Here is an 18956-nt window from a genome sequence, read left to right on the forward strand (position 1 = left end):
TTGTCTCGACTGAATGCCCCACGACAAGGTGCAGATCGGCTTTGTCCGCCAGAGGTCCGGGAGAGGTCCGGCAAAGGTCCGGTCCAGGTCCTAGAGCGGTCACGGTCGGTCTGTGCACCATTACTGCCATGACAACCAGTAAGTCCAACTGGTTGCAAGGCCTGAGAGTTACGGGGTGAGCAAGTAGTGGCAATCGCGGAGATGACGTCGCGGCAGCACCGCCGCAGAGTGCGGGTCTGGTTCGGCGAGCACGTGATCGCGCAGTACGTCGCCGAAGCACCGTTGGCGGCGCGCTACGAGCAGGCGATGCGGAGGCGTTTCACCGGCCTCCGGGTCACCAACGACATCCTCGGGCCGCAGGAACACGCGGACATCTGAGCCTGCCGGGTCCTCCTCAGACCCGGTTGTCACTCCTGGAGTCTCCTCACGTCCAGGAGTGGTAAGTGAAGGTCCGGGGGCACTCCTCAGCCCCCGGACGAAACCAGAGGTGCGGTCCGGAGCTCTCCTCAGCTCCGGACCGCACCGCCCGAAGCCCGGCTGGGCAAGCGGTTGAGTCCCTGTATCGCCGCTGCCCAGCCGTTCCAACCACCTCCTGGCCGACACCTCGGGCCGGGCGGGGCAAGTGGCTAGTGACACCTCACCACTAGCCACACTCCGAGGTGGCCGACTCCGCTGTGTGACCACCGCGCCTGGGTGGTCACACAGCGGAGTTATTTGGGTCCAGGTTGGCGGCCATCCGCCGCAGTACGTCGATCGTCTGCAGGTACTCCGCGTCGACGATGCCGTTGGTGACCCGGCGGCGCTGCGCTCGTACCTTCTCGGTCAGCTGCTCGTGCGCGACCGCTCCGGCCGGCGTCAGCCGATCGCCGTCGAGCCAGCCCCGAGCAGTCAGCGGGCCGGTCAACGAGGCGAGCTCGGCCGGGTCGCCGGACAGGAACGGCGCCAGCGCGACGGCGAACTGTTCTTCCCGGCGGGCCGCGTTGAGGATCTGCCACTGGCGCCGGTTCAGCCCGTCCGCCGCGAGGGTCTGCTCGAACGTCACGTCGAGCAGCCGGTCCACTTCCTTCAGCCACCACCCGATAGGCTTGTTGTCACCTGACATATACATGTCAACAAGCATATATCCGGGAGAGCTCATGGTCGAGCCCGTGGCCGCGGTCGAGACGGCGATGGTGGCGATCCGCCGTCGCCAGATGCTGCGGTTCTTCGCCCAGGCCGCGGGCGTGCAGGACGACTCCGGCCAGCAGGTGATCGACGCGATCGAGGCGGCCGGCGACGAGCCGATCGGTGTGAACGGCGTCGCCGAACGTCTCGGCGTCGACCAGCCGCGGGCGAGCAAACTGGTCGCTGCCGCGGTCGGCGCCGGCCTGATCCGGCGCGAAGCCGATCAATTGGACGGCCGGCGGATCAATCTCGTCCTCACCGCCGCGGGCCGGGACCGCCTCGAGATCGTCCACACCTTCCGCCGCCGCAAGTTCGCCGCCGCCATGGCCGACTGGCCGGAAGCCGACCAGGAAACCTTCGCCGTCCTCCTGACCCGCTTCGTCACCGCCCTCGGCACCCAGTAAAACTCCGCCGACCACCCATCCGGGCGCCCGCGCCCCGCCCGCCGCCGGAGGCGGCTCAGGCGGTTGTTTCGTAGACGGCGAAGGGGGCGTCGGGATGCAAGCCTTCCTTGTTCTCGACCAGCCCCTCCGTGCGGATCTCGCCGGCGTACTTCATCCCGATCCGTTCCATCACCGCCCGCGAGGCGAGGTTGTGCCGTTCCGTCAGCGCGATCACCGACCGTGCGGCCAGCGCTCCGAAGGCGAAGTCCAGCCCGGCCCGGCCGATCTCGGCCGCGAGGCCCTGACCGCGGAACTCGGTCCGCAGGGCCCAGCCGAGTTCGAGCCGCTCGGCCGCCCAGGCGCCGCCGTCGTCCAGCACCTCCGCGATCTGGCGGACCCACTCGTGGTCCGGGTCCAGCCGATCCATCCCGCCCCGGCCGACCAGCGCCCCGCTCGCCCGGTCATAGGCCATCCACTTGCTCACGCCGTTGCTCTCCCAGCGCGCCTGGAACGCGGCAGCCCGGCGTACGGCTTCCGCTGTGGACCACGTCCCGGCGTACCACTCTGCTACCCACGGATCCCCGTGCAGCCGCTCCAGGTCCGCTACATGTCCGGTCAGGACCGGTGTCGGTCCGCTGATCGGCTCAAGCCGCAACCGCGCGGTGAACCTGATCCGGTTCGCGAGCGCCACGATGTCCCGCAGCCGCCGATCACCGTCGGTCCGGTTCACCATCAACAGGTCCAGGTCGTCCGGCCCCACCCAGGCACTCGCGTCGTGCTTGCCGTCCTCGAGCCGCGGTTGCCGCAGATCCCCATCGATGGTGACCAGGTAATCGACCTCCCGGCGTACGCGGCCCTCGTACTCCCACTCCCAGTCGGCAACCGTGGCGTCGATCGAGCGCACCCGCCACCCGGTCTCTTCCTCGACCTCCCGGGCCAGCGCCTGCTCCGGACTCTCGCCGGCTTCGAGGTGCCCACCGACGATGTCCCAAATCCCCGGCAACAACCGCCGCTGCGCCGTACGCCGCTGCACGTACACCCGCTGCCGCTCGTCACGAATCAAAGCCCCGACACAATCCACCGCGCGCATACGAAGCACGCTAGTGCTCCCTATGGGCCAAGAACCCGGCGGCTGGCAGACTGCGAGCATGCGTTTAGACCGGGCGGTGCTCTTCAAGCTGGCGACCAACGAACGGCTCGAGCAAGTGGTGAAGGGCCTGCCGGGTGGCGAGGAGAACGCCTGGCGGGCAGCCTCGCGGTATGTCGCCGGCCGGACCCGGGACGAAGCTCTCACCGTTGCCGATGAGCAGTTGGCTCTCGGTCACGGCATCAGCGTCGACCTGTTCGGTGAGCTGTCCGAGGATTCGGCAGACGCGGACCGCGTGGTCGACGAGTACCTGGAGCTGGCCGAACTCCTTCCGGCTCCGCCCGCCGACGTCTGGTTGTCCCTCGACCTCTCGCACCTCGCCGTGGATGTCGATCCCCAAGGTGCGGCCGACCGAGTCGCCAGGATCGCCGAAGCACTACCGTCGGGCCGACGGCTCCAGATCGGTGCGGAGGACACAGCAAGGACCGACAAGATCCAGCAATGCGTTCTGGACGTAGCGAGCCGCGGACTCAGCGACCGCATCGGCGCGACCGTGCAGGCCAACCTCCTGCGCTCTCCCGACGACATCGACGCCTTGGTAGCGGCCGGAGTGCAAGTACGGCTGGTCAAGGGCGCGTACGTCGAGCCGACCGGCGCACACCCGTACGGCGAACCGACGGACATCGCGTACCTCCAGTTGGCGCACCGCCTTGCGGCCAGTGGCGCCAACTGGTCGATGGCAACGCACGACGGCCGCCTGCGGGAAGCGATCCAGCTCGGCGTCGGCACAGTCCCGGTGGAGCACCTCTTGGGCATCCGCCCCGAAGTACTGGCTCAACTGCGCGACAGGGACATCCCCACTCGCGTCTACATCCCGTACGGCCCCGCCTGGTTCCGCTACTGGCTCCGCCGCGTCGCAGAGTCCCGCGGCGCCTAGGGCGTGTTTCCAACCCCTGTGCGTACTGCGCGGCACTCGGCACGGCACCTCGGCACCTGCTCGCGACTGCACAGGGTTTGGAGACACGCCCTAGTCGCGAGGCTGCTCGGCGACCCTGTTCGGCATGAACATCACGGCGAAGACGAGCAGTACCGCGGCCGCGGCAGCGCCGTAGTACACGTCGTGGATCGCAGGGGCGAGCACGTTGCTGGGGAGCTTCTCCAGGTCGCCGTGTTCGGAGCCGAGTCGACGTGCGACCACACCGTTCGCGACTGCACCGAACACAGCGACACCAACAGCGCTGCCGACCGACCGCGCGAACATGTTGGCCCCCGTCACCACACCGCGGCTCTTCCAGTTGACCGATGACTGTGCAGCGACCACTGAAGGCGAGGCGGTGAAGCCCAGTCCGACACCGATCACGAAGCAGGCCAATGCGAGGTAGAGCACGGAGCTACCGGAATTCACCGTGAGCAGCAGAGCTGCGCCGATCACCACGATCACCGCACCGAACATCATCGTGGTCCGGTACCCGAGCCGCAGATAGATCCGCCCCGCGAGCGACGCCGCGATCGGCCAGCCGAGCGTCATCGCCGCCAGCGCGAACCCGGCCACCAGCGCCGAGGTCCCGAGCACTCCCTGTGCGAACAGCGGCACGTACGTCGACAGCCCGATCATCAGTACGCCGACCAGCAGCGCGGCCGCGTTCGCCGAGTTCAGCACGCGTTGACCCAGCACCCACAACGGCAGCACCGGCTCCGGAGCGCGCCGCTCGACGAAGACGAAGGCGGTCAGCAGCAGTACGGCGATGGCCAGGATCGCGATGCTCGTGGCGGAATCCCACGACCACATCACACCGCCTTCGAGCAGACCTAGCAGCAACAGCGAGCCACCGACCGCGAGCAGGATCGTGCCCGCGTAGTCGATCTGGTGCCGCGTCTTGGCCGCGACCTTCTCCTCGAACCGGCGCAGCAGCACCCAGGCGGCCGCGAGCCCGAGCGGGATGTTCACGAAGAAGATCCAGCGCCAGGAGATGTAGTCGGAGAAGACGCCGCCCAGGGTCGGCCCCACGAACGAGGCGATGCCCCAGACGCTGGCGATGTACCCCTGCACCTTGGCCCGCTCGGCGACGCTGTAGATGTCGCCGACGATCGTCATCCCGATCGGCTGGATCGCGCCGGCGCCGAGGCCCTGGATCAGCCGGAAGGCGATCAGAGCCGGCATGCTCCAGGCGAAACCGCAGAGCACCGAGCCGAGCACGAACAACGCGACGCCGAACAGCATGATCGGTTTGCGGCCGCGCTGGTCGGCGAGCTTGCCGTAGACCGGGACCGAGACAGCCTGGGCCAGCAGATAGATCGAGAACAGCCACGGGAACTGACTGAAGCCGCCGAGGTCCTCGACCACCGACGGCACCGCCGTCGCCAGGATGGTCGCGTCGATCGCCACCAGCCCGATGCTCAGCATCACGGCGAGCAGGATCGGCCCACGCTCCGACCGCAACCCCACGCCGCTGGAGTCGACCCGCTCAGTAGATGTCATGACCTAAAGCAACCTACGTGACTGGACAACGATTCCCGAAGGCAGGACCGGCAGGTGAAACGCGGACAGGAGCACGGGCGAACCGCTGGCTCGATACGCTCCGTGGGTGAGGATCCACGGGCTGCTGAGGGCCATCGTGATTGTCCTGACCATTTCGCTCACCCTGGTCCTGCTGCCGATCGCGATCAACGTTGCCACCGGCGGTACCGTGCCCGTCATCCTCGAGCGGTACGTCGGGTGGGCGTGGCCGGCCATCGGCCTGTTGTGGGTGATCGCGATCGTCACCGGCCTGGTGGAGGTCCGGAGTCGCCGTACGGGCGCGCAGTGGGCGCGGTCCGCCGACCAGCCCAGGAATCGCCCGAACGCGTTGGACCGTGTGGAGCGGTACCTCGATGGCCGGTTCGCCGGCTCGCTGGCCTCCCGGACCAGGCTCGCTCTCGACCTGGACGAGCGGGTGGGTGCGGGGCTCCACCCGTACGACCTGCTGGTGCGGCCCCTCGGTGGCATCGATTCCCAGGTCAGGGAGGGCGGCGAGATCGGGACGGTGTTCGACGAGCTGCAGGATTCGATGCTGATCCTCGGAGCTCCCGGCGCCGGCAAGACCACGCTCCTGCTGGATCTCGCCCGCTCGCTGGTCGCGCACGCTCGCAACGATCGGGAGCGACCGATCCCCGTGCTGGTCGATCTGGCCGGCTGGGCCGGGTCGGGTGCGTCTCAAGCAGGGCGGCCGGAGGATGACGATCCAGCTGACAGCACCCAGCTCGCCGTGTTCGTCCACTGGTTACTCGGCGAACTGACCAGCAGGTACCAGATTCCGGCCCCCGTCGGCAGGGTCTGGCTCCGCAACGGGCAGCTGGCCTTGCTGCTGGACGGCTTGGACGAGGTTGCGATCGGCCACCGTGATCGGCTGGCTCCGGTGCTTGAGGAGCTCCGTCGGCGCTACATGATCACGCAGCTGGCAGTCACCTGCCGGACCCAGGACTACGAACGGTTGCCGCAACAGCTCAGGCTGTACGGCACTGTCGGCATTCGGCCGTTGAGCCGCCGGCGGGTGCTGGACTACTTCGCAGCCGTCGGGCCGGAACTCGCCGGCGCCCGGGCCGCGATCGAGCAGGACGAGGACCTGTGGGGTCTGGTCGACTCACCGCTGATGCTCAACGTGATGGCCCTCGCCTACCAGGGCCGCGACGCCCGCGACATCGTCGCGGGCGACGTCGCGGACCACCGGCGCGAACTGTTCGACACCTATGTCTCCGAGGTGCTGGCGCGGCGTCGCCCGGCCACCGGGCGGTACAGCTCACGAACCACCATGCGGTCGCTCTGGTGCCTGGCCCGGTGGACCCGGATGGGCGAGGGCGACCGGATCGCGCTGCCACGCCGGCTTCCTCCCGGCGGCTGGTACGGGATGTCGCTGCCCGAGGTCAGCCAGTTGGGCCACATGATCTGCCTGCCGGCTCTGCTCGCGGGATTCGTCGGCGGAGTCACGCTGGCCGTGGCTGCGCTGTTCGGCGTACCGGCTGGTTTCGGGTTCGGCCTGATCGGGCTGATTCTCGTCCATCTGCCGCCGCGGACCTGGCGGGTGTTCCGGCGCCGGCCGGAGCAGCCGCGGGCGCTGATCGCGGCGCTGGTGATCAGCCTCGGCGCCATCGTGGGGCTCGTCTTCGGCCTGGCAGCGGTCGGGACCGTGACGTTGCTGCCGACCTGGCTGGGACTCGGCCTCTTGGCGGTCGGCGCCGGCGTGGCCTATCTGAAGGAGCTCGCGGAAATGACGCGGCCGACGCAGAGATGGCGACGCCGGCTACTCGGCCTGCGACTCGTGGTGGTCGGCCTGGTCGGTGCACTGGCGGCCTCCCGGGCACCGTCACCGGACTCGTTCGTCCAGGCGTGCGTGCTCGGTCTGATCGGTGTCGAGGGCGTCCGGTTGATCAAGCGTCTCCCGATGGACCAACTGGAGCGTCGCGACAGCAGCCGCGAGTACGTCGACGGTCCGCGGTTCCGCTGGCGGATGGACCCATGGGTCGGCGCCACCGCGCTGGGTTCGTTGCTAATAGCAACTGTTCTTGGGGCGAGTGCCGGTGTGACCGGACCTGAGCAGCTGCTCGGCCTGTTGCTCGGAGTGATGGCTGGCCAAGGCTGGGATTCCCGGGGTCACCGGATTGCCGAAACCGTCTCGCGTCTGCTGCACGGTCTGATGCTGCGATGGACGAGCTACCTGCCCTGGCGCCGCCGCGCCTTTCTCCAGTACGCCGCCGATCGGCATGTGCTGGCCCGGACCGGGCAAGGTCGCCGGTTCGAGGGTGAGCAGTACGCCTTCATCCACCTCCTGGTGCGCGACCACCTGGCCGAGTGCGACCCGGACACCCTGGCAGCCAAGGTGGACCGGCGAAAAGCAGCCCGCGGATCCCGCGCCGGGCTAACGCGCAGCCACTGACCGGCAGGTGAAACGCTGACGAGCAGCTCGCACCGGCCGCGGCGAGTACGCCTTCATCCACCTACTGGTCCGCGACCACCTAGCCGACTGTGACCCAGATGCCCTTGCAGCAAAGGTCGATGAGCGACTAGCGAAGCGCTAGCGCCTGATCGAGGATGCGCGCCCACTGCCGTACTACGCCCTGTCGGCGAGCCGAGTCGTCAGTAAGCAGGTCGGCGAGCCCCAGCCCCCGGGACATGTCCAGCACCCCCTGCACCGTCTCGCGGACACCCGGAGTGCGCTCACTGACCTCCAGTACGTCTAGTAGCGCGCGGTGAGCCTGCCGCCCGACATTGGCCTCCAACCGCACGATCTGCTGCCGCAACGGCTCCTCAGTAGAAGCAGCGACCCACAGGTGCAACGCAGCACGGAACAGCGGCCCTGTGTAGACGTCCGCGAGCATCCCGACGATCGCCTCGGTCCGCCCCTCGCCGCTGGGCAGGCCAGAAGCCTGTTCACGGATCTCGGCCAACCGCACCTCGGACATGTACTCCACTGCAGCCGCGAACAGGTCAGCGCGCGTCGGGAAGTGATGCTGTGCCGCCCCACGGGACACCCCCGCCCGGGCGGCCACCACCGCGACCGTCGTAGCCGAGTAGCCCACTTCGGCCAGCGACTCCAGCGCAGCCGCCAGCAACTTCTGCCGGGTCGCCCGGCTTCTGTCCTGCTGCGGCTCGCGAAGCGCCTCGCTCACAGCGAATCGCCTTCACTCACGTGCTGCCTCCCGTGCTCGCAGCTCGCGCCGCAGGATCTTGCCCGAAGCAGCCTTCGGGACGGCGTCGATGAACTCGACCTGCCGGACCTTCTTGTACGGCGCGACGCGCTCGGCGACGTACTCCATCACGTCCTCGGCGCTCAGCGCGACGCCCGGCATCGGCACCACGAACGCCTTCGGGATCTCGTTGCCATCGGCCTGTACTCCGATCACCGCGGCATCCGCGATCCGGTCGTCGGTCAACAGCACCGCCTCGAGCTCGGCCGGCGGCACCTGGTACCCGTGGTACTTGATCAGCTCCTTCACCCGGTCCACGACGTACAGGAATCCCCGCTCGTCGACCCGGCCGATGTCGCCGGTGTGCAGCCAGCCCTCGGGGTCGACCGTCGCGTCGGTCTCCGCCGGCCGGCCGAGATATCCCTTCATCACCTGCGGTCCGCGGATCCAGATCTCGCCCGGATCGCCCTCGCCGACATCCTCGCCATCCGCACCGACCAGCCGCATCTCGGTCGACGGGAACAGCTTGCCCACGGCACCTGCCGGTGGATCCAGCTCGTCCTGCGGTACGGCGTGTGTCCCCGGCGACAGCTCGGTCATCCCGTAGCACTGCATGACGGCGTGCAGCCCGAGCCGCTTCGCGCAGGCATCGGCGAGCTCTCCATCGAGCGGTGCTGCAGCAGACGTCACGTACTTCAGAGTCGACAGGTCGACCCCGTCGACGGCCGGGTGCTTGGCCAGCGCGAGCACCACCGGCGGCGCCACGAACGCCCGGGTGATCCTCTGCTCGGCCAGCGTGGTGAGGAACTGCTGCAGGTCGAACTTCGGCAGCACCACCACGGTCGCGCCCATCCGGAGCGGCAGGTTCATCAGGACGGCCTGACCGTAGATGTGGAAGAACGGCAGGATCGCGATGATCCGCTCGTTCTCGTCCATGGTGAAGGTCGACTCGGCCTGCAGCAGGTTCGTCGCGATGTTGCGGTGCGTCAGCATCACGCCCTTGGCGATGCCGGTCGTCCCGCTCGAGTACGGCAGTACGGCGACGTCCTCGGCCGGGTCGATCTCGACCACCGGCTCAGGTCCGGTCGAAGCCAGCAGCTCGGTCACCGACCGGAACCCCTCGGCCTGGTCGCAGACGAAGATCTCCTCGACGCTGGTCCCGTCCACGGCCGCGGTCGCGATCGGCAGGAAGAGCGAGATCGTCACCAGCAGTCTCGCCTTGGAGTCGAGCAACTGCTTCTTCAGCTCGTCCGCGGTGTAGAGCGCGTTGACCGTCGTCACGGTGGCGCCGGCCCGCATCGCGCCGTAGAACACGGCCGGATAGAGGATCGTGTTCGGGCTGTGCAGCGCGATCACGTCGCCGTGCTTGATCCCCAGCTCGGCGAGCCCGGCCGCGATCCGGCGGGTCATCTGGTCGAGCTGCGCGTAGCTGAGCTCCTTGCCGGTGACGCCGTCGACCAACGCCGTCCGGTCGCCGTACTCCTGCGCCCGGCCGAGGACGGCGTCGTAAAGCGGCAGGTCAAGGTTCTCGACCGGCGGGAACTGGCTCTGGATGACCATGGCGGCGGTCCTTTCAGATAGCGGGAGGCACGACTCTGACCTGACTCAGTACGACTTGGGTAGACCCAATGAATGCTGGGCGACGAAGTTGAGGATCATCTCCCGGCTGACCGGTGCGATCCGGGACGCGCGGGCCGCCGCGACCAGCGAGGCGACGCCGTACTCGACCGTCATCCCGTTGCCGCCGAGCGACTGGACTGCCTGGTCCGTGGCGCGTACGGCGGCCTCGCCGGCGGCGTACTTGGCCATGTTCGCGGCCTCACCCGCGCCGAGGTCGTCGCCCGCGTCGTACAGGGCGGCCGCCTTCTGCATCATCAACCGGGCCAGCTCGACCTCGATCTTGATCTGTGCCAGCGGATGGGCGATGCCCTGGTGGGCGCCGATCGGGGTCTTCCACACCTGGCGTTCCTTGACGTAGGCAACGGCCTTGTCCAGCGCGTGCCGGGCGATCCCGAGCGCGAACGCCGACGCCATGATCCGCTCCGGGTTGAGACCCGCGAACAGCTGCATCAGCGCCGCGTCCTCGGAGCCGACGAGCGCTTCGGCGGGGAGTTGCACGTCGTCGAGAAACAGCGAGAACTGCTTGTCCGGGCTGATCAGGTCCATCTCGATCTTGCTGAACTCGACCCCGGCCGCGTCGATCGGCACGATGAACAACGCGGGCTTGAGCTTGCCGGTCTTCGCGTCCTCGGTCCGCCCGACCACCAGCACGGCCTGCGCGACGTCGAGCCCGGAGATGTACACCTTCCGGCCCGACAGCGACCAGCCGTCCGGCGTACGGCGGGCTGTCGTGGTGATGTTGTGCGAGTTCGATCCCGCGTCCGGCTCGGTGATCGCGAATGCCATCGTGGTCGAGCCGTCCGCGAGTCCCGGCAGCCAGCGCTGCTTCTGCTCGCCGGTGCCGAAGCGGGTGATGACCGTGCCGCAGATCGACGGTGAGACGACCATCATCAGCAGCGGGCAGCCGGCCGCGCCGAGCTCCTCCAGCACGATCGACAGGTCGCCCATCCCGCCGCCTCCGCCGCCGTACTCCTCGGGCAGGTTGACGCCGAGGTAGCCGAGCTTGCCCGCTTCCTCCCACAGCTCGGTGGTCTGGCCGCCGGATCGGGCCCGCTCGGTGAACCAGGCGTAGCCATATTTCCGGCCGAGCTCGCGCACCGCCGCCCGCAGCGCGCGGCGTTCCTCACTCTCGACGAAGCTCATGCGTTCTCCTCCACTTGTCCTACGGCCTCTTGTACTGCGGGCTCCACCTGTACGACTGCAAGGACGACCCCGACCTCGACCTGTTGCCCGGCGGCGACGGCGAGCTCGGTCAGAATTCCGTCGGCCGGTGCGGAGATGGTGTGTTCCATCTTCATCGCCTCCAGCCAGAGCAGCGGCTGCCCCTGCTTCACCTGGTCGCCGACCGAGACCCCGACCCGGATCACCGTGCCCGGCATCGGCGCGAGCAGCGACCCGGCCGCGACCTGCTGCGACGGATCCGGGAACCGGTCGACCGGCGTCAATGCCACCGACCCCGAAGCCGAATCCACGCAAACCAGCCCGTCGTACGCCGCCACCGCGAACCGCCGCCGCACGCCGCCGACCTCCAGCACCACCTGATCCGGCGAGGCCTCGACCAGCGTCACATCGCCGTCGGCAAGCAGCCCGTCCCGGGTCAGCCGATACGACACCTCGTACGTCGAGTCACCCGCCGCGAACGTCTTCCGCTGCGGCTGCGACGCCAGATTCCGCCACCCACTAGGCAGCCGCCCCTGCACCTTCGCAGTAGTCCGCCTATGAGCCGCATCCGCCAGCGCCGCCGCGAGCGCCGCCAACTCCTCCGTCGACTTGTCCGCCAACGGCTCCGCCAGCACCTCGAGCCCATGCCGCTCGAAGAACGCCGTATCGGTCTCCCCATCCAAAAACGCCCGATGCCGCAAAACCCGAACCAGCAGATCCCGATTGGTCCGCACCCCATGAATCTCAGCGCGCCCCAACTCGGCCGCGAGCCGAGCCGCGGCGACCTCCCGCGTCGCCCCCCAGACGATCACCTTGGCGAGCATCGCGTCGTAGTACGGCGAAACCTCCGACCCGCTCTCCACCCCCGAGTCGACTCGAACCCACGGCGCGCTCTCTTGCGTCCGAAGAAGCGGAGGGACGTCATCACCACTTCTTCGGACGTAAGCGCGGTGCACGGGGGAGGCGAAGGAGGTGGTGGGGGTGGGGAAATGGAAGCGGTGGAGGGTGCCGGTTTGGGGTTGCCAGTTGTTGGCGGGGTCTTCGGCGTAGAGCCGGACCTCGATTGAATGCCCAACAGCAGCAGGCGGTTCGGCGGGAAGCTCGTGCCCGCGCGCGATCTCGAACTGCAGTTGCACCAGGTCCAGTCCAGTCACCGACTCCGTGACCGGGTGCTCGACCTGGAGGCGCGTGTTCATCTCCAGGAAGTAGAACCGTCCGCTGTCGTCAGCGAGGAACTCCACCGTCCCCGCCCCGAGATACCTGATCGCGGCAGCCGCCTTGCGCGCCGCCTCGAACAACTCGTCCCGCATCCACGGCAGCCGCTCGACCAACGGCGACGGCGCCTCTTCGACCACCTTCTGATGCCGCCGCTGGATCGAGCACTCCCGCTCACCGACAGCCCAGATCGTCCCGTGCTGATCAGCCAGCACCTGAACCTCGATGTGCCGCCCGGTCGCGAGATACGGCTCGCAGAAAACGGTCCCATCCCCAAAAGCCGACAACGCCTCCGCCGACGCCGCCTCGATCTCGCCGGCCAGCTCTTCCAGGTAGTGAACGACCCGCATCCCCCGCCCACCACCGCCCGCGGACGCCTTCACCAGCACGGGAAGCTCGGCCTCAGTCACCTCATCAGGCACCAACTGCGACAACACCGGTACGCCGGCCGCCGCCATCAGCTTCTTCGATTCGATCTTCGACCCCATCGTTTCGATCGCCTCGGCCGGCGGCCCGATCCACGCCAGCCCAGCCGCCTCGACCGCCCGCGCGAACGCCGCATTCTCGGACAGAAACCCATAGCCCGGATGGACCGCATCGGCCCCAGCCTTCAACGCCGCCTCGATCACCAACTCGCCGCGCAGATAGGTGTCACCAGGCGCAGTACCAGGCAGATGCACCGCCACGTCCGCCTCCGCGACGTACGGCGCCAACGCATCAGCCGTCGAATGCACCGCCACACACGACATCCCAAGGGATCGCGCGGTCCGGAAGACCCGCCGCGCGATCTCGCCCCGATTCGCCACCAGCACCGACGTGATCGGCGGTGCGCTGACAAGCTTCAGGACGGAGGTGTAGGCCCCCTGGTCGACACTCTCGGAAGACAACGCCATCACATCCGGAAGACGCCGAAGTTGGCGCCGTCGAAGTCGGTGCCCTTGACCGGGGCCGAGTGGATCGCGGACAAGGACAGACCGAGCACGGTCCGGGTGTCGCGCGGGTCGATCACGCCGTCGTCGTACAGGCGTCCGGACAGGAACATCGGCAGCGACTCCGCCTCGATCTGGCCCTCCACATAGGCGCGCATCTTGGCGTCGCCGTCCTCGTCGTACGGAAGGTTCTTCGCGGCGGTCGCGGCGCGAGCCACGATCGACAGCACCCCGGCCAACTGCTGCGGACCCATCACGGCAGACTTCGCCGACGGCCATGCGAACAGGAACCGCGGATCGAAGGCCCGCCCGCACATCCCGTAGTGCCCGGCCCCGTACGAGGCGCCCATCAGCACCGAGACGTGCGGGACGCGAGAGTTCGACACCGCGTTGATCATCTGCGCGCCGTGCTTGATGATCCCGCCCTGCTCGTACTCCTGCCCGACCATGTAGCCGGTCGTGTTGTGCAGGAAGATCAACGGCACCGCGGCCCGGTTCGCGAGCTGGATGAACTGCGCGGCCTTCTGCGCCTCTTCGCTGAACAGCACCCCGCGCGCGTTCGCCAGGATGCCGACCGGATACCCGTGGATCGACGCCCATCCGGTCGCCAGCGACGATCCGTACAGCGGCTTGAACTCGTCGAACACCGACCCGTCCACCACCCGGGCGATCACGTCTCGCGGATCGAACGGAATCTTCAGGTCCCCCGGCACGATCCCGAGCAACTCGTCGGCGTCGTACAAAGGCTCTTCGTACTGCGCGGCAGCCGGCGGGCCGAGCTTCTTCCAGTTCAGCCGCGACACGATCTGCCGGCCGAGCCGGATCGCGTCCCGTTCGTCGACGGCGAAGTAGTCCGCGAGCCCCGACGTACGGGCGTGCATCGCTGCCCCGCCGAGGGATTCGTCGTCCGCGTCCTCGCCGGTCGCCATCTTCACCAGCGGCGGCCCGGCCAGGAACACCTTCGCGCCGCCGTCGACCATCACCACGTAGTCGCTCATGCCGGGGATGTAGGCGCCGCCCGCGGTCGAGTTGCCGAACACCAGCGCGATCGTCGGGATCCCCTCGGCCGACAGCCGGGTGAGGTTCCGGAACATCGCGCCGCCGGGGATGAAGATCTCCTTCTGGGTAGGCAGATCCGCGCCGCCCGACTCGACCAGACTGATCACCGGCAGCCGGTTGGCGCGCGCGATCTCGTCGGACCGTAACGCCTTCCGGAACGTCCACGGGTTGCTCGCGCCACCCTTGACGGTCGGGTCGTTCGCCGTGATCAGGCACTCGACGCCTTCCACCACGCCGATCCCGGTGACCAGGCTCGCGCCGACGGTGAAGTCCGAACCCCAACCGGCCAGCGGCGACAGCTCCAGGAACGCAGTGTCAGGATCGAGCAGCAACTCGATCCGCTCCCGCGCGAGCAACTTCCCCCGCTTGTGGTGCCGCTCGACGTACTTCTCCCCACCACCCGCCAGCGCCTTCGCATGCTCGGCGTCCAACGCGGCCAGCTTCGCCAGCATCTCCTGCCGATTCTCCTGAGCCCTTGCGTCCGAAGAGGTGGAGGTCCCGCCCCTCGCTGCTTCGGACGTAACGGAGTTTGTCATGCGGTGAGCCCCAGTCGTTTGGCTGCAAGGGAGGTGAGGATCTCGGTGGTGCCGCCGCCGATGGCGAGGATCTTCTGGTCGCGGTACTGGCGTTCCACCTCGGCCTCGCGCATGTACCCGAGCCCGCCGTGCAACTGCAGCGCCTGGTCGCACACCCACGCGCCGGCCTCGACCGCCGTGTTCTTCGCGAAGCACACCTCCGCGATCACGTCGTCGCCCTGCTCATGGCGCCTGACCACTTCGTGCACATAGACCCGGGCGACGTCGATCCGCCGCGTCATCTCGGTCAGCGTGTGCTGCACGGTCTGCCGCGAGATCAACGGCCGCCCGAACGTCTCCCGCGCCCTGCACCACTCCACCGTGAGATCCAGCGCCCGCTGCGCACCGGCATACGCCTGTACTGCGAGGGTGAGCCGTTCTGCCACGAAGTTCTGCGCAAGTTGGATGAAGCCCGTCCCCGGTCCGCCGACCAGATTCGCGAGCGGAACCCGTACGTCGGTGAACGAGAGTTCGGCCGTGTCCGAACAGAGCCAGCCCATCTTCTCCAGCTTGCGCGACACCTCGAATCCGGGCGTATCGCGCTCGATCACCAGCAGCGAGATCCCGTGCGCGCCGGGGCCGTCCGTCCGGACCGCGGTGGTGACGAAGTCCGCGCGTACCCCGGAGGTGATGAAGGTCTTGGCCCCGTTGACGACGAAGTGATCGCCGTCGCGACGGGCCGTAGTACGGAGTGAGGCGACGTCGGACCCACCATCGGGTTCGGTGATCGCCAGCGAGCCGATCAGTGCGCCCTCCAGCGTCGGTCGCACCCAGCGGTCGATCTGGTCCTGGTTGCCTGCAGCAACGATATGTGGAAGCGCGATCCCACAGGTCAGCAATGACGCAACCAATCCGCCCGATCCGCCTGCGTAGTGGATCTCCTCGACCACCGCTACCGCGTTCGCTAACGTCCCGCCGCTCCCGCCCACCTCCGTGGGGAACGCGACGCCGAGCAGTCCGAGGTCGCCCGCCTTCTTGTGCAGCTCGCGCGGCAGCTCGCCATCGCGCTCCCACTGGTCGAGCCCTGGCAGCACCTCGCCCACCATGAACCGCCGTACGGTCGCTCGCAGCGCCTTCTCCTCGTCGCTTGCGTCCGAATACCTGTGGGGCAGGCCCCTCGCCTCTTCGGACGCAACCTCGCTCACAGCAGGACTTCCGGTACGTCGAGGTAGCGCGAACGCAGCCATTCGCCGACGGCCTTGGCCTGCGGGTCGAACCGCGCCTGCGAGGCCACCCCTTCGCCCAGCAACCTCTCGACCACGAAGTTCAGCGCCCACAGATTCGGCAGCACGTGCCTGGTGACCCGGAACGCGGCGGTCTCCGGCAGCAGCTCCTGGAACTTCTCGACCGTCAACGTGTGCGCGAACCACCGCCACGCCGTCTCGTTCCGCACCCAGACCCCGACATTCGCGTCCCCGCCCTTGTCCCCACTCCGCGCGCCGGCGATCCGCCCCAGCGGGACTTCGCGCGTCAGCGACCGAGCCGGTCGACCGGCCGCGACGAGCTGCGGCAACGGCATCGGCAGCGGTGCCCCTTCCGCGGGCTCCAGCGCCAAGGTCTCGGCCGACGGCGCGATCGCCTTACGCGTGCCGTCCGGAAGGACAACGACATGCTCGACCTCGCCGGCATCGACGAACCCAGCCGTGAACACGCCGTACGGCGATGCGTCCTCCGGCGGCGCGGTGACGTGGAAGCCCGGGTAGCTTGCCAGCGCCAGCTCAACGGCCGCACCGGAGAACGAGCGGCCGACCACCTTCTGATCAGGGTCCTTGACCGTGCACCGCAACAGCACACTCGCCAGCTCTTCGCTCTCGGCGTTCGCCTGTTCGGTCCACGCGACCGACCACTTCAGCTCGGCCGGCTTCCGTCGCAGCCCGCGTTCGAGCTGCCGCTGAACCAATTCCGCCTTCGCCTCCAGATCAAGCCCGGTCAGTACGAAGTTCACTTCGTTCCGGAACCCGCCGATCGTGTTCAGCGACACCTTGTACTTCGGGGGAGGTGGCTCGCCTTCGACACCGGTGATCCGGACCCGGTCGGGCCCGTCGGCGCTGAGCTGGATCGAATCCATCCGCGCGGTGACATCCGGTCCGGCGTACCGGGCCCCGGTGATCTCGTAGAGCAGTTGCGCCTTGACGGTGTCGATCGTGACGGCGCCACCGGTGCCGTCGTGCTTGGTGATCACGCTGCTGCCGTCCGCGAAGATCTCCGCGATCGGGAAACCCGGCCGGCCGAAGTCGCGGATCTCGTGGAAGAACGCGTAGTTGCCGCCGGTCGCCTGACAGCCGCACTCGATCACGTGACCGGCGACGACCGCGCCCGCGAGTTCGTCGTACTGGTCCCGCCGCCAGCCGTGATCGGCGGCGGCCGGGCCGACGATCACCGAGGCATCGGTGACCCGGCCGGTGACGACGACATCGGCGCCCGCGTCCAGTGCCTCGGCGATGCCCCAGGCGCCGAGGTAGGCGTTGGCGGTGAGGGGCCGGCCGAGGCCGAGCCGCTTCGCGCGGGGCAGCAGGTCGTCGCCTTCGACGTACGCGATCTTGGGGTGCAGGCCGAGCTTGTCCGCCAGCTCCTGGATCGCGGTGGCGAGCCCGGGCCGGGTTGAGGCCGCCGGCGTTGCTGACGATCCGCACGCCCCGGTCGAGGGCTTCACCGAGCCCGGTCTCGAGCTGCCTGAGGAAGGTCTTCGCGTAGCCGAGCGAGGGGTCCTTCAGTCGGTCCCGGCCGAGGATGAGCATGGTCAGCTCGGCCAGATAGTCACCGGTGAGATAGTCCAGCTCGCCACCCGTCAGCATCTCCTCGAACGCGCTGAACCGGTCACCGTAGAACCCCGACGCATTTCCGATCCGTACGCTGACCGCTTCTTCGGATGTCATGCGAACTGACCTCGTTCGCGGCCCTTGCCCGGCATTCCGGCGAACGCCTGGATGATGCCGAGCCACTCGTCCGCCGCGGCGCCGACAGCCTGTACGTCGAGGTCGTCGCGATGCCGCCGCTGCGTCGCCAGCAGGCAGAAGTCCAGCGCCGCTCCACTCACCCGCTGCTCAGCGTCCTCCGGTCCCCAGCTCCAGCGGTCACCGTCAGGACCGCGAAGTTCCACGTGGAACTCTTCCGGCGGCGGCGGCCGGTCGTTCAGCAGGTAGGCGAAGTTCCTGGTCCGCACCGCCAGATGGGCGACGTGCTTCAGCCGGCTGGTCGGCTGCCGCTGGACGCCGAGCGCGTCCGCCACGTCCTGCCCGTGCGCCCACGTCTCCATCAACCGCGCGGTCGCCATCGAGGTCGGGCTCATCGGCGGCCCGAACCACAGCACCTTCTCGCCGGCCGGCACGGCTCGCAGCGCGGCGGGCAGCTCGCCGCGGGTCTCCCGCCAGTACGCCAGCAGCTCGCCCGGCGGCAGGGTGGCGAGCTCGGTCGCCCCGTCCTCGACGAACCCGGCCGGATTGGCCATCGCCTTCTGCGACTCGGCCTCGAACTCGGCGGGGTCGGTCGCGGCCAGCCGCGACGCCTCGTCGGTCCAGGCGAGATGCGCGATCTGATGGGCGATCGTCCAGCCCTCGGCCGGCGTCGGCGTCGCCCAGTCGTCGGCTCGCAGGCCGCCGACCAGCAGGTCCAGCTCGGCGTTCTCGGCACTCAGATCAGCAAGTACATCGTCCAGTTGCACCCGGGACTCCCTTGCGCGGCGGATCGTCAGCCGAGCGTCCCACTCCAGGCAAAAAGAATCAAGCCTGCTTGTTTTTTTCCTCCGCCTATCTTCGGTGCTGGTCCGCCGGCACGGCAGCGGCACCTACACGGCCCGCCCGAAGGTGGCCAAGTGGCTCGGGATGATGGGCTTCACCGAGGACATCCGCCGGCGCGGCATGCAGCCGGGCAGCAAGATGCTGGAGTTCCGCCGGCAGAAGGCCCGAGCCCGAGCCGACTCCAAGGCCTTTAGCGCTCGCCGGGTGAGGTATAGATCTGGGCCACTCGCCTTCGCTCGGGCCCAGCCGGTGACCGGGGCGGGCCCTGCTCTTCCAGCGCTACATCGTCAGCGGTCTGACGGCGGGTTCGGCGGAGGGCTGAAGGTGCCTGTGTAGCTGACCGATCACGGTGATTAGAAAAGCGG

Annotated in this window: 16 protein-coding genes and 1 pseudogene; 5 read left to right on the forward strand and 12 right to left on the reverse strand. The window is 68.5% G+C overall.

All coding sequences use genetic code 11. The features are described from left to right. Window positions 1-186 precede the first annotated feature (186 nt). Window positions 187-378 carry a hypothetical protein gene (locus F1D05_RS21175; protein ID WP_185449858.1) on the forward strand — a complete coding sequence of 64 codons (192 nt, stop codon included), beginning with the start codon at window positions 187-189 and terminating at the stop codon, window positions 376-378. 319 nt (window positions 379-697) lie between these two features. Here F1D05_RS21175 and F1D05_RS21180 read toward each other — a convergent pair whose 3' ends face one another. Next, entirely contained in the window at window positions 698-1108 is a 411-nt protein-coding gene (locus F1D05_RS21180) for a MarR family winged helix-turn-helix transcriptional regulator (protein WP_185441891.1), read from the reverse strand. A 28-nt stretch (window positions 1109-1136) separates the two neighbouring features. Here F1D05_RS21180 and F1D05_RS21185 point away from each other — a divergent pair, with 28 nt between their 5' ends. Continuing rightward, window positions 1137-1568, forward strand: coding sequence for a MarR family winged helix-turn-helix transcriptional regulator (locus F1D05_RS21185; protein ID WP_185441892.1), 432 nt, complete (start codon window positions 1137-1139; stop codon window positions 1566-1568). A gap of 55 nt (window positions 1569-1623) precedes the next feature. Here the strand turns inward: F1D05_RS21185 and F1D05_RS21190 are convergent, their stop codons facing one another. Continuing rightward, on the reverse strand, window positions 1624-2637 hold the full coding sequence (locus F1D05_RS21190) for a GNAT family N-acetyltransferase (protein ID WP_185441893.1): 1014 nt from the start codon (window positions 2635-2637) through the stop codon (window positions 1624-1626). Window positions 2638-2695: 58 nt separating this feature from the next. Here F1D05_RS21190 and F1D05_RS21195 point away from each other — a divergent pair, with 58 nt between their 5' ends. Further along, window positions 2696-3571, forward strand: coding sequence for a proline dehydrogenase family protein (locus F1D05_RS21195; protein ID WP_185441894.1), 876 nt, complete (start codon window positions 2696-2698; stop codon window positions 3569-3571). Between the two features lie 90 nt (window positions 3572-3661). On the opposite strand, the gene F1D05_RS21200 is transcribed toward F1D05_RS21195, so the two are convergent. Then, window positions 3662-5113, reverse strand: a complete 1452-nt coding sequence (locus F1D05_RS21200) for an MDR family MFS transporter (RefSeq protein ID WP_185441895.1) — start codon at window positions 5111-5113, stop codon at window positions 3662-3664. 106 nt (window positions 5114-5219) lie between these two features. Here F1D05_RS21200 and F1D05_RS21205 point away from each other — a divergent pair, with 106 nt between their 5' ends. Further along, a complete protein-coding gene (locus tag F1D05_RS21205; RefSeq protein WP_246485827.1) occupies window positions 5220-7544 on the forward strand; it encodes an NACHT domain-containing protein in 2325 nt (774 codons plus the stop codon). A gap of 127 nt (window positions 7545-7671) precedes the next feature. On the opposite strand, the gene F1D05_RS21210 is transcribed toward F1D05_RS21205, so the two are convergent. From F1D05_RS21210 to F1D05_RS21245, 9 genes and pseudogenes are all read right to left on the reverse strand, one after another. Continuing rightward, complete coding sequence (locus F1D05_RS21210; RefSeq protein WP_185441896.1) at window positions 7672-8277, reverse strand: TetR family transcriptional regulator; 606 nt, start codon at window positions 8275-8277, stop codon at window positions 7672-7674. 12 nt (window positions 8278-8289) lie between these two features. Further along, window positions 8290-9855, reverse strand: coding sequence for an AMP-binding protein (locus F1D05_RS21215; protein WP_185441897.1), 1566 nt, complete (start codon window positions 9853-9855; stop codon window positions 8290-8292). A 45-nt stretch (window positions 9856-9900) separates the two neighbouring features. Then, window positions 9901-11058 carry an acyl-CoA dehydrogenase family protein gene (locus F1D05_RS21220; RefSeq protein ID WP_185441898.1) on the reverse strand — a complete coding sequence of 386 codons (1158 nt, stop codon included), beginning with the start codon at window positions 11056-11058 and terminating at the stop codon, window positions 9901-9903. After that, the gene (locus tag F1D05_RS21225) at window positions 11055-13103 is read right to left on the reverse strand and encodes a biotin carboxylase N-terminal domain-containing protein (protein ID WP_428995035.1); all 2049 of its coding nucleotides are present in this window, start codon (window positions 13101-13103) and stop codon (window positions 11055-11057) included. The genes F1D05_RS21220 and F1D05_RS21225 overlap by 4 nt, the downstream gene beginning before the upstream one ends. A gap of 80 nt (window positions 13104-13183) precedes the next feature. Then, window positions 13184-14815: an acyl-CoA carboxylase subunit beta gene (locus F1D05_RS21230; protein ID WP_185441900.1), complete on the reverse strand. Its 1632-nt coding sequence runs from the start codon at window positions 14813-14815 to the stop codon at window positions 13184-13186. Continuing rightward, a complete protein-coding gene (locus F1D05_RS21235; RefSeq protein ID WP_281388700.1) occupies window positions 14812-15999 on the reverse strand; it encodes an acyl-CoA dehydrogenase family protein in 1188 nt (395 codons plus the stop codon). Before F1D05_RS21235 ends, F1D05_RS21230 begins: the two co-directional genes overlap by 4 nt. Then, window positions 15996-17507, reverse strand: a complete 1512-nt coding sequence (locus F1D05_RS21240) for an acyclic terpene utilization AtuA family protein (protein WP_246485829.1) — start codon at window positions 17505-17507, stop codon at window positions 15996-15998. The genes F1D05_RS21235 and F1D05_RS21240 overlap by 4 nt, the downstream gene beginning before the upstream one ends. Beyond that, window positions 17500-17730, reverse strand: a pseudogene (locus F1D05_RS42600) (acyclic terpene utilization AtuA family protein); the annotation flags it as partial. The gene F1D05_RS21240 and the pseudogene F1D05_RS42600, both read right to left, overlap by 8 nt. Continuing rightward, a complete protein-coding gene (locus F1D05_RS21245) occupies window positions 17727-18515 on the reverse strand; it encodes a TIGR03084 family metal-binding protein (RefSeq protein ID WP_185441902.1) in 789 nt (262 codons plus the stop codon). The gene F1D05_RS21245 and the pseudogene F1D05_RS42600, both read right to left, overlap by 4 nt. 94 nt (window positions 18516-18609) lie before the next feature. Here F1D05_RS21245 and F1D05_RS21250 point away from each other — a divergent pair, with 94 nt between their 5' ends. Continuing rightward, complete coding sequence (locus F1D05_RS21250; protein ID WP_185441903.1) at window positions 18610-18927, forward strand: hypothetical protein; 318 nt, start codon at window positions 18610-18612, stop codon at window positions 18925-18927. Window positions 18928-18956 lie beyond the last annotated feature (29 nt).

Source organism: Kribbella qitaiheensis (assembly GCF_014217565.1).
Lineage (GTDB): Bacteria > Actinomycetota > Actinomycetes > Propionibacteriales > Kribbellaceae > Kribbella > Kribbella qitaiheensis_A.